Here is a 9040-nt window from a genome sequence, read left to right as displayed (position 1 = left end):
GAGCTACAGCGCCAACTTCTATAACAAAACCCAATTCGCACAAAGAACGGAGAAAACCATTTTCTTTGGATTCCTGATTAATAAAGACTTTCACCAAAGGATTGATAGAACTTAAATAAGCGCCTAACCGAAGCAAGAAAGGATGCATATCACAAAAAATCAGACTTAACCCCATATTGGCGGTTGTGCTGTGCAAATCAACAATTACATCTACAAAGGGCTGATTTTGCGGTTGCAATATCTGTTGAATTGCTTTTGCCCGTATATCTTCATAACTTAAGAGTTGGGGATTTTGTAAGCCTTGATTAGTGAAACAACGATTTAAATCTTTTTCAATGTATCGTTTGCCTTCTTCAATAGCTTTGAGATTACCAAGTAATGCTAGAGTTTCAAAACTAGCCCTGTTAATTAAATTAGGATATTGCTGAAACTTTTTGACTAAATGTACTCCTGTTAACTCATTACCGTGGTTTCCTCCAACGATCGCAACTCGTTCAATCTGACTCATAACAACCTCACTGGCTCCCCTACGGTTATTGAGAATAGTGCAAGATACAAGATAGAAGTATAACTGTTGCTGACTAAATCTTGTAAAAGACTGACGCGATGTCTACGACGGGCTACACCTACGCTCCATGTTCGAGTCAAAATATGATAACTGTTAAGCTGTTGGTTTTGGTATAAAAGGGGAGCAAATTTATGGAGAAGGACTTTCAAGCAATGCCTCAGGCGGGCTACACCTACGCTGAACTTTACAAAAACGCCCTCCTCAACGACGTACTTCCATTTTGGGAAAAATATTCTCTTGATTGGCAGCAAGGCGGCTATTTCACCTGCCTTGATCGCGAGGGTAAAATTTATGATACCGACAAATTCATCTGGCTGCAAAACCGCCAAGTATGGACTTTTTCGATGCTTTACAACCAGCTAGAAAAGCGCGAAAATTGGCTAAAAATTGCCAGCAACGGTGCTAATTTTCTCGCCCAACATGGCAGAGATAGCGATGGTAACTGGTACTTTGCCCTCACCCGTGAAGGTAAACCATTGGTTCAGCCTTACAATATCTTCTCTGATTGCTTTGCAGCGATGGCATTTAGCCAATATGCACTCGCTGGCGGCGAAGAATGGGCAAAGGATGTCGCGATGCAAGCTTATAACAACGTATTACGCCGCAAGGACAACCCCAAGGGAAAATATAATAAAACCTATCCCGGCACACGCCCGATGAAATCATTGGCTGTACCGATGATTTTAGCCAACCTGACTCTAGAAATGGAATGGTTGCTACCAAAAGAAACACTAGAGAATGTCCTAGCTGAGACAGTCCGCGAAGTGATGACCGATTTTCTCGACCCACAACAGGGACTAATGTACGAAAACGTTGCCCCTGACGGTTCCCACTTTGATTCTTTTGAGGGACGACTGATTAATCCAGGTCACGGTATTGAAGCTATGTGGTTTATTATGGACATCGCCCGTCGCCAAAACGACATCAAAACTATTAACCAAGCCGTTGATGTGGTGCTAAATATCCTGAATTTTGCTTGGGATAGCGAGTACGGCGGACTGTATTACTTTATGGATGCAGATGGTCATCCCCCACAACAATTGGAATGGGATCAAAAGCTGTGGTGGGTTCACCTAGAGTCTTTGGTTGCATTAGCAATGGGCTATCGCCTGACAGGGCGTGAGGTGTGTTGGGAATGGTATCAAAAGATGCACGATTACGCCTGGTCACACTTTGCTGATGCAGAATACGGTGAGTGGTTTGGCTATCTGAATCGGCGTGGAGAAGTATTGTTGAACCTTAAAGGCGGCAAATGGAAAGGATGTTTTCACGTACCGCGTGCATTGTATCTTTGTTGGCAGCAATTTGAGGCATTGCAATAGGTGCGGCGGTAAACAACGCAGTCAGTTTAATCTACAAGTAAACGTGAAATCAGTGCCATTGTATAATAATATTCAATCATTCATTTCTGAAACTGAAACCGAAAATTATAATTTCAATTATGCTTAATTTTTCTAAAGTTATTGCTTTAGCTTTAACAAGTTTAAGTTTTTACACTGCAAGTATATCAACAATTTTAAAACCTGCGTTTGCTGGGGAACCAATTATCGATAGGAACTGCCATCGTCATGAGAGAACACAAGCAGTATTTCAAAAAATACCACCACAAAATCAAGCTAGAATATTGCTGACATCTCCCTTTAAAGTTAATAATCAAAAATACGCTCTACAATTACTTAAATTTCCCAACTCTACAGGTGTTTTATGTCTTTGGAAACCTAATGCTCGGCTACCACAAAGATTAAAAGACCTGCCGATTATTCAAGACAAGGTAATTGAAAAAATTGAAAAAGATGCGTCTCAACCAGCAACTTATATAGTTACAGTCAGAGGCGAGAAAGCTGAAGATATATTAAGAAGGGCTTATAGATTAAACCTAACTAATCCCAATCAACCAAAGGCGACACTGTTAGTCAGAGTGTACAAAAAGTAGACGGTTTTTTTGTATGTAGATGCAGAGTTTGTCTCTATAATTTTGTGAGTGATGCTCTTTTGTCTGCTTAAGATGATGTTTGAAAACTTGTTTGTGATGTATCAAAGACTTGTATATCCTCCTAAATCCCCCGATAAATTGGGGGACTTTGATTCCGGTTCCCCCTTTTTTAAGGGGGGTTAGGGGGGATCTTTATACAACTTGATACTTTGCAAACAACCTCTAAGCCTTGCTTCAATTATATCTTTCATTAATCACAAACTAAATTCTGCTGCATTATCCTCATTCGCATCTGCATCCTTACCCACAGCAGTAGGTTTAAATTTAGAGCCATGAATTAATTCATCAAACGCAATTCCTGGATTTTGGTGAAGAATATTCAACACACTCATAAAATCTCGCACAATTTTCCCTGGTGTAAGTAATGCTTCTGCACCCAAGCGATTAATAATTTCTTGCACAAACTCCTTCAACTCACGATTTGTCAAAGTCTGTTCATACCCAAAATTGACTGCATGAATATCAGCTAAACGTTGCAGAAGCGTCAAAATTTCTGCTTCACTCAACGGATTTAGCCGAATCACTGGCCCTAAATGTTCTTGAACATTAGCTTGGACAACAAAACGACTTTCTTTTGTGCGTCTTTGCCAAGCTTGGTCTGCAAAAAGTCCTCGTTTGGGGTCTTCTAAAAATTTAGTTGTTCCACCAACAACAATACCAAGATGTTCTGCTTTGCACTGCATGGTATCGTTAAACATTGCCAGAAGTCGATTATAATTCTTTTCGCGCGTAACCGTAGTAGATATTTGATATAAATGCACGGCTTCATCAACTAAAATTAACAATCCTTTATAGCCAATTTCAGCTACAAATTTCGCAAACAGTTTTATATAGTCATACCAACTATCATCATCAATAATAACGCGCACTCCTAAAGCAGCTTTTGCCTCAACTTTAGTAGTAAATTCTCCTCGCAACCAGCGCATCGCGGAACTTTTTAAATTATCATCATCCAATCGGTAGCCACGCCAATAAGCAATAATTACACTACCAAAATCAAAACCGTGAACTAAGCCTTCAATATACTGAACTACTTCTCTAATTTTCGATTCAACTTTGTCATCAAAACCATCGTCATTCGGACGCATTTCAGTTTCCTTAACCACTTCTTGTTGAATTTTATTAATCCATCCTTCTAAAATCGAGACTAAAGCACCACCATCAGGACGAGTTTTTGTAGCTAGGTGGCTCATTAATTCTCGATAGGTAGCGACACCTTCATTGTTGCTTCCTGCTAATCGCCGTTCAGGGGATAAATCAGCATCAGCTACTACAAAACCTTGCTCCATAGCGCGGTTACGAATTAGTTGTAATAAAAAACTTTTACCGGAACCGTAGTTACCAATTATGAAGCGGAATGCTGCTACACCTTCTGCAATATCATCGAGATTTTGTAATAGGCTTTTGAGTTCTTTTTCTCGACCTACTGCGATATATTCAACTCCCACTCTTGGTACTACCCCTGCACCAAGAGAATTGATTAAAGCAGTAGAGATTTTCTTCGAGATTTTGAGCTTTGCCATGTATTACACTTCACTTTATTCTAAACGCAGAAGCACGCAGTAATGTAGGTAAGGTGATGTACCTTACTACTAAATCTTACGACGGCAATAACAATTTAATTTGACGAAGTATGTCTAGCCATGAGTCCTTCATACATCGCAATCATTTTTTTGACATCTGTTATATACTCTTGATAAACTTTTGGACTGTCCGAATCAGAATTAATTATTAATTCCCCAATAGTATCATTTGCGCGTTCATTTATAGAATCGATTAATAAATTTGGCATAGTGATATTTGCTTCGGCAATTTTTTTAATAGCACTATTGGGATTATCTTGTTCAACTATAGCTTTTAATACTTGTAACTCATATCCCGGAAGATTCCCGAGAAAATTATTCCATTCTTTGGAGATATTTGGCGATGTCTCAACTTCCGAATTGTCAATGGCATCTGAAGACTGAATTATTTCGGAAAATGGAAACAACTCAATATCATCTTCTTGCGAATTATCAGACAAAGGCTCTGGATTGAATGTTTCTACTTGTTGTAGTAATTCCCATACTTGATTTTGTAATGAGTCTCGTTCTTCTTGCAATAATGAAATTTGTGCTTGTAACTGCTGTAATTCTGCCTTGTGTTCTGCTAGTTGGGTTTGTGAAGAATCAAGAATAGCTTGGATATTTTCTTTTTCGGTTTTCGTTGCTACAAGCAATTGATTATTTTGGGTTGTCTCAACTTCTAGCTCTTGAATTGCAATTCTCAGTTCGTATAATTTTTCTTCTAATTGGGGTTTGAGTCTGCCTAAAAGAGTTAAATTACTTTCAATTTCTTGTTTCTCGTGTTGTAGCTCGGAAATTTGGCTTTGCAATTGGGTGATTTCAGCGCGATATACATTACAATTTGACTCTAAACGGCGCTTCTCTGCTGTGAGAATAGAAAAAGCATTGTTCAATTCATTTTGATTGTTCTGCAAATTATTAATTTCAGTTTGCAGGCTACTAACTTCTTTTTCTAATTGCTTCTTTTGTCCGGCAAATGTTCTTAATTCTCGATGTAGATTATCTCTTTGGCTACGGCTTTCTATGACTTGATTTTGCAGCTGTTGTGATTCAGCATATAGTAAATTATGATGTTCTTCAATTTGATTGATTTCTGTGACAACACGAGCCTTTAATCCCTCCATATCTTTAATTCGCTTGCGGAGAGAACCTAAAACAAACATTTCATAATTTCTGCGTCGCTTGTCTATGAATAATGCTGTTGTATGGATAGTAACGGCAGTTATTACACCGGTGAGAAAGGCTTTATTAAAATCCCAGCTTGGGACAAGGCTAAGACCAAAACTCACACTAAAGGCAACTATCACTAGTATAAATCTATTGCCGATCATTACTGATTGCATATTGCTGGTTTTTAGCGTATTTAAATTATCTGAGTAATTAGCTCTCATAGTAATTTATAATTCGTAATTCGTGATTAAACCACACACATAAAATACTTAATGTAAGTGGTTTGTAATTCATTTATATGTTTGGTTAATCAAGATATTTTTCCCAGATTTGGTATCAAAATTATTATGAAATCTCTAAATTTAGTTAATGTTTGCATAACATTGTTCTGTAAATTACAAAAAAGCGCAATCATTAATGCAATAATTTTAATGTTAAGTGTTGGATATGTTTTTATTTGCATGAAAAAGTGTTAAATCTGCTTTTAAAAAATCAACAAACTGCCGTGCTGTACGTCCAGAACGACCATTATGACGAGTTGCCCATTGTAATGCCTGAAATTCTAAATCTTCTTGGGTAATATTAATTTCAGCTTGTGCCACTAGATGTTGTACAATTTTTAAATAAGTTTTCTGATTGGCTGGTTCAAAAGTTAAGGTTAAACCAAAGCGATCGCTAAACGAAAGCTTCTCCTGCATCGTATCCCAAGCATGGATTTCCTCGTTATCCTTGGGGGTAGGTCTATCTACAAAAAACTCCCGAATCAGGTGGCGGCGATTAGAGGTAGCGTACACAACTACATTTTGCGGCCGCGCCGTTAAATTACCTTCTAAAACTACCTTGAGAGCTTTAAAGGCATCATCATCTTCTTCAAATGAAAGGTCATCGACAAAGATAATAAATTTTTGTGACACACCCCGTAAATGTTCCACAATTTCTGGTAAGTCTTTTAAATCAGATTTTGCCACTTCCAATAAGCGGAGGCTGCGATTACTATATTCATTTAACAAAGATTTCACTAAAGAAGATTTGCCAGAACCGCGACTACCGTAAAGTAATACATGCAGTGCCATCTCTCCTGATAATAAAAACTCTGTATTTTTCAGCAAAGCATCTTTTTGGGATTCGTAACCGACAAGCGTACTCAGTTTAACCGGGTCAGAATACCTAATACCGATAAACTGCCCAGATTGCCAGCGTAAAGCGCGATATTCTGCAAATAAACCAGAGCCACATTGCCGATAATAAGCTGCTAACTCTTCTACAGCATCACCCCAATTATCTAACTCTTGTAGATATGTAGTGAATTTTGTCTCTACTCCTACCAATTCTTGCTCTTTATACCACACTACTGGTGAAATCGGCATGTGAGCTACGCCTTGTACCCACTCGCTTAAAGAAGCGCTGCTACACTCATAGAGACTTTGCAATACTTGTAAATCATGCTGAACTGCTGTTACTAAAGCTGGAGGCAAATCTTCAAATTCTCGCACTCCCGCCAGCCTTGTAAAAGGATTGTCAGAGAAGAGAATTTGAGTAATTAAATAGTCTTCCCAGTTTTGATTTCTAGCAGCCAAAGCGTGAAAGTAACTGCCGTAGGCTTGGAGACAACCCCGTGCATCGGCTTCAGTGTAACGTATAGCTTGCAACAGTTCCAGAAATGCCATCCCCACTTCACCTTGCAGAACAGATTGGTACAGTAAAAGTGAGGCTGCTTGGCGCTGGAGACATTGAACCCTTGTATATGAGGAAGTAATTGCCATTGGCATCGCTAGATTATCCATCAATGAACTTTGTGGTATAGCTAAATAGCTATGGTAAATTGTCTGCTGACCCTGGCAGTAAAGTCAAAGTTTACATAGGTTTTAACAATGAATTTAGGTATAGTTGCTGCTTTTGCCTACGGCATATTAGCGATAGTGGGTGGCGTTATTGGCTACATTCAAGCTAGAAGTAGAGTTTCACTCCTAAGTGGTAGTATTAGCGGTTTATTACTAATACTTGCCGCTTACTTTCAACTCCAAGGACAAACTTGGGGTGCGATTTTAGCAGTGTTAGTTACTGCTGTTTTAGTAGTTTTCTTTGCATTTAGATTGGCAAAAACACGCAATTTTATGCCTGCGGGATTAATGGCAATTTTGGGTATGCTGGCATTGGCGGTGATGGTGAATCAATTTGTGGCTTTAAGGTAGCATTAGTCTCTCAGCAATAACCACCCTCCTGTTTTTTTGGTATGGCATGACTTTCCCTGCTTGGAATTATGTTAGTACATTTATATTACTGGAATTTGTTACCCTTGCCTTTGAAAAATGCCCTGTTTCAAGCTTGACAAAAGTACACTTACATAAGATGTGCTCATGTAGGCTTTGTTTGCGATCGCCCATAGTCATCTACAATTTGTAGGTGACGAAAATAACGTGAAAACAAGGTTTCCAGACATCAATTCTGAAAATTAAATCAAAAAATAATTATTAATTGCTAAAAAACTCCGGTTTTTTTGGCTTTGTGATGATAAATAAAAGTAATAGTGTTGAATGTCATGCTTTGTATCGCGAAGGATTACTCAAATTCTTCGCTGTTTTGAGAATGACTACTGAACATCAAACAACATCTGCTACCAATCAGTTTTTTTGCTGGGGATGCTTCTTTGCCACAAAACTTACTCTAGATGTATCTAAGTAACTATGCTGATAAAGTGTAAAGATGTCACGGTATCTGAGAGCCAATTTTAAAGGAATTGCAAAGGAATTGGTGCCATTTTGGCAGGTTTTACCCCCAAATATGAGATATTAGTAGATTGTAGAAATCTTTATTGTTATTCACATCTCTCTTCTTGCATTAGTTCCTATCTACTAAAAACTCTTAAGACCAAGCAAATTTGACACGATAAGTTTAAGTAATTTAATGAAGTAGGAAATAATACATGGTATTATCACTGTCTTCTCATAACGTTATCCAGTATCTGCAAGACGCGGGTCTGTGTAGCTCAGAAGATGGCCCATCAGACAAATCTGAGTTGCCAGGAAGTAGTCAGAACAATTTCAATTTACTAGTGACTTTAGCAGATAATCGCCAACTGCTCATTAAACAAGAACGTAACGCTAACAACAATGACGGCGCGCCTCATGAATTGTTTCAGGAGTGGCTGTTTCACCAGTTGCTACAACAGTTTCCAGTTCTAGGTAATACTTCAGCAATCGCGCCATTGGTAGTGCATTTTGACGAAGAAAATTCAATTCTTGTCCGTAGCTACTTGAATGAATATCTAGAGCTTGCGACATTGTACCACAACAATGAGATTTTTCCACAAGAAATTGCCTCTGCCATCGGCACAACTTTGGCGGGACTGCATCGCGCCACCTACAACCGCCGAGAATATCGGGATTTTATGGCAACTGCTCCTCAAGGAGAGTTTCGCTATGGGTTTTACAATCCAGCCCAAGGGGTAGGCTCGATTGGGCCGGAGATTTTTGGGACTGTTCCCACAGATGCACTAAAATTCTATGTTCTTTATCAAGAATACGAGAGTTTGTCATCTGCGATCGCAGATTTGGCATATAGCTGGAATCCTTGCTGCTTAACTCATAACGACCTGAAATTGAACAATATTTTGGTTCATTCCAGATGGGAGCAATTAGACAATTGTCTTATACGACTAATTGACTGGGAAGCTTGTTCTTGGGGAGACCCAGCCTTTGATTTAGGAACTTTACTGGCAAGCTATTTAGGAATTTGGCTTAAGAG

8 protein-coding genes are annotated in these 9040 nt (G+C 38.7%); 4 read left to right on the top strand and 4 right to left on the bottom strand.

The annotated features are described in order from the left end of the window. Positions 1 to 508 (bottom strand): aspartoacylase (locus IQ229_RS03880; RefSeq protein WP_194041444.1); only part of this gene is annotated, 508 nt, incomplete at its 3' end. 191 nt (positions 509 to 699) lie between these two features. Here IQ229_RS03880 and IQ229_RS03875 point away from each other — a divergent pair. Both IQ229_RS03875 and IQ229_RS03870 read left to right on the top strand, forming a co-directional pair. Further along, on the top strand, positions 700 to 1890 hold the full coding sequence (locus tag IQ229_RS03875; protein ID WP_194041442.1) for a n-acyl-d-glucosamine 2-epimerase: 1191 nt from the start codon (positions 700 to 702) through the stop codon (positions 1888 to 1890). 119 nt (positions 1891 to 2009) lie between these two features. Further along, positions 2010 to 2501, top strand: coding sequence for a hypothetical protein (locus tag IQ229_RS03870; protein ID WP_194041440.1), 492 nt, complete (start codon positions 2010 to 2012; stop codon positions 2499 to 2501). Between the two features lie 254 nt (positions 2502 to 2755). On the opposite strand, the gene IQ229_RS03865 is transcribed toward IQ229_RS03870, so the two are convergent. The 3 genes from IQ229_RS03865 to IQ229_RS03855 all read right to left on the bottom strand — a co-directional run bounded on the left by IQ229_RS03865 (position 2756) and on the right by IQ229_RS03855 (position 7080). Beyond that, positions 2756 to 4084 (bottom strand): ATP-binding protein, encoded by a 1329-nt coding sequence (locus IQ229_RS03865; RefSeq protein ID WP_194041438.1) that lies wholly within the window; start codon positions 4082 to 4084, stop codon positions 2756 to 2758. 95 nt (positions 4085 to 4179) lie between these two features. After that, positions 4180 to 5517 (bottom strand): tellurite resistance TerB C-terminal domain-containing protein, encoded by a 1338-nt coding sequence (locus IQ229_RS03860; RefSeq protein WP_228013096.1) that lies wholly within the window; start codon positions 5515 to 5517, stop codon positions 4180 to 4182. 213 nt (positions 5518 to 5730) lie between these two features. Beyond that, entirely contained in the window at positions 5731 to 7080 is a 1350-nt protein-coding gene (locus tag IQ229_RS03855; RefSeq protein WP_194041436.1) for an ATP-binding protein, read from the bottom strand. A gap of 87 nt (positions 7081 to 7167) precedes the next feature. On the opposite strand from IQ229_RS03855, the gene IQ229_RS03850 reads away from it, so the two are divergent. After that, complete coding sequence (locus tag IQ229_RS03850) at positions 7168 to 7488, top strand: TMEM14 family protein (protein ID WP_194041434.1); 321 nt, start codon at positions 7168 to 7170, stop codon at positions 7486 to 7488. Between the two features lie 731 nt (positions 7489 to 8219). Further along, positions 8220 to 9040 (top strand): phosphotransferase family protein (locus IQ229_RS03845; RefSeq protein ID WP_194041432.1); only part of this gene is annotated, 821 nt, incomplete at its 3' end.

The sequence above is a fragment of the Nostoc cf. edaphicum LEGE 07299 genome (assembly GCF_015207245.1).
Taxonomy (GTDB): Bacteria; Cyanobacteriota; Cyanobacteriia; order Cyanobacteriales; family Nostocaceae; genus Nostoc; species Nostoc edaphicum_B.
The sequence above is the reverse complement of the archived record's forward strand: the minus strand, read 5'-3'. Positions and strand labels throughout refer to the sequence as shown.